General features: G+C 40.4%; 3 protein-coding genes. All 3 read left to right on the forward strand.

The annotated features are described in order from the left end of the window. Positions 1 to 349: pentapeptide repeat-containing protein (locus VE944_RS06090; protein ID WP_324973755.1), on the forward strand; the 349-nt coding region annotated here is incomplete at its 5' end. Between the two features lie 291 nt (positions 350 to 640). Continuing rightward, positions 641 to 859: a hypothetical protein gene (locus VE944_RS06095; protein WP_324973758.1), complete on the forward strand. Its 219-nt coding sequence runs from the start codon at positions 641 to 643 to the stop codon at positions 857 to 859. 124 nt (positions 860 to 983) lie between these two features. Next, a complete protein-coding gene (locus tag VE944_RS06100; RefSeq protein ID WP_324973762.1) occupies positions 984 to 2,285 on the forward strand; it encodes a pentapeptide repeat-containing protein in 1,302 nt (433 codons plus the stop codon). Positions 2,286 to 2,676 lie beyond the last annotated feature (391 nt).

Genomic DNA, 2,676 nt, shown 5'->3' on the forward strand with positions numbered 1-2,676 from the left:
TGGAGCCAACCTTTCTAGGGCTAACTTGAATGCAGCCAAACTCCACCAAACAGAAGTCTATTTTGCCAACCTTTCAGAAGCCAGTTTAACGGAAGCTGACCTGTATCAAGCAAACCTCATTGGAGCTAACCTTTATAGGGCAACCTTTTATCAAGCTAACCTGACTCAGGCAAACCTTATGGGAGCTAACTTTTCAGAAGCTGACCTGAGTGATGTCAAACTGGAAGGGACAATTTTAACAGGGGCGAAAAACTTAGAGTTGCAGCAGATTGAAAAAGCACTTGGCGATCGCACTACTCGTCTACCTGATTATATAGAACCACCGGCAGATTGGCGACAATCAAGTTGAGTTATCACAGCATCATTAGTTATTTGGGCGCATTCTACCAGTTTCACTTAGTACTATAGTTTTTACCAAAAATCTCCGTAATAATTTTGGAGATGAGGAAGATGAAACCTATGTCTGATAATAAGACAGACCGATAAATTCGTTTATAATTCTAATTTTATTTATTGGATTATTTATTCATTTAGCGAAAAACAAGAAATAGATGAGAGTACTGCCGCCCTCTATCGCTTGTAGGAGAATATAGAAGACAACATCTTGCCTACAGTATTAATAAATGTTGAGGGAAAAACCATGCAATCAGCTTTACGTATCACAACCAAAGTTTTACTAGGAAACAAAATAGAAATTGAAATTCCAGAAGCTGAAATAGGCGATAGCGTTGATGTATTTGTGATATTACCAGAAAAAGCTGAACCAAAACATCGTTCTGTACTGGACATTATAGAAGAAAGCCGTAGGAGACACCCTTATCGAACTGCTGAGGATATAGACAGACAACTACAAGAATGAACGTTCGTTGGGAGCATCCAAATTTTTCAAAAATTCACGAGACTGAGGCAAAAACGCTTTACAATTCTCTTCCCTTTGCGCTTTTTGCGGTTCGTTAAAAAAATAAATCCTTTAGGATTGCTATATGTCTGATAAAAACACAGACCCTCTGAGAAATTGGTTAATAGTTCTACCATTTATATTTATTGTTTGCTTATTTATTGTTTTTTTAGCCTTTGTGAATGTTGAAGGTTTATCAACAGAGCAAAGGTTAGATTATGGAATTAAAGCTTTAACAACTACTGGAACAATTTTTGTTGGAATTGCTGTATTTATCAATGCGTTCTATGCAGCTAAACGTGCAGAAGCTATGGATAAAAGTGCTGAAGCTGCAAATAAGAGCGCCGAGGCTGCAAATAAAAGTGCTGAAGCTGCTTTAAGAAATGCAGAAGCCGCACAAGACAAGCAAATTACAGAACGCTTTGAAAAGGCTATTGAACAGCTTGGCAATGAAAAGATTGAAACACGATTAGGGGCGATTTATACTTTAGAACGAATCGCTAAAGATTCTAAAGATGATCACTGGACAATCATGGAAGTTCTTACGGCTTTTGTGCGAGAGAATGCGCCTTTGAATGATTTTTTCGAGAAAAATACAGAAAATACAGACTCATTAATAATAGTCAATACTTGGAATTATCAAAAACCAAAGGAAATAGAGGAAAAACTAAACCTTCAGACAGATATTCAAGCAGCCCTTACCGTCATTGGACGGCGCAAGTCTGAGAATGACCCGGAAAATCAGAGGTTGGATTTACGTAATATCAATATCAGGGGAGCAGTCCTTTTTAAAGCCAACCTGCAAAACGCAAACCTTATGAGAGCCAACCTGCAAGGGGCAATACTCAGTGAAGCTAAATTACAAGGGGTAATACTCACGCTAGCAAATCTGCAAGGAGCAAAGCTCCCAAAAGCCAATCTGGAAGATGCAGACCTCAGTGAAGCTAACCTGCAAGAGGCAATACTCAGCGAAGCCAACCTACAAGGGGCAAAGCTCCCAAGAGCCAATCTGGAAGATGCAGACCTCAGTGGAGCCAACCTGCAAAAGGCAATTCTTACAAAAGCCAACCTACAAGGGGCAAAGCTCCCAAGAGCCAATCTGGAAGATGCAATACTTATTGAAACGAACCTGCAAGGGGCAACACTCACACGAGCTAACTTGCAAGTGGCAGACCTCAGCAAAGCCAACCTGGGATGGGCAAGACTCAGTGAAGCCAACCTGGGATGGGCAATGCTCAGGGAAGTTAACCTGCAAGGGGCAAAACTTAGCGAAGCCAAAAACCTAGAACAAGAGCAGATTGAATTGGCAAAAGGCGATCGCACAACCATCCTACCGGAAAATCTTCAACCACCCAAACATTGGAGAGTTATAAATTTCACCCTCTGAACCTCAACGTTGAGCCTTTTAACTCCAACGTTGAGCCTTTTAACCTCAACATTGAGCCTTTTAACCTCAACGTTCACCCTTTGAACCTCAACGTTGAGCCTTTTAACCTCAACGTTCACCCTTTGAACCTCAACGTTGAGCCTTTTAACCTCAAACGTGAGCTTTTTTAAGATAGAACATTAGCTAGAGTGACAGCAAAACCCAGCTTACTGGTATAACCTGAGAAATATTCCCTCAGCAGGAGATAAACAATAAGACACCTGTCCTATCCTAGTCAATGCTAGGGGAATAGGAAAAGGAAATGTCTCTAAAAAAGCGGCTGAAGATTTTAGATTTAATTCGGGAGCTTCGGTAACAACTCAATTTTTCTCAGAAATAGTTTGCTGCTAGA

Origin of the sequence: Nostoc sp. (assembly GCF_035638895.1) — a bacterium.
Taxonomy (GTDB): domain Bacteria; phylum Cyanobacteriota; class Cyanobacteriia; order Cyanobacteriales; family Nostocaceae; genus Nostoc.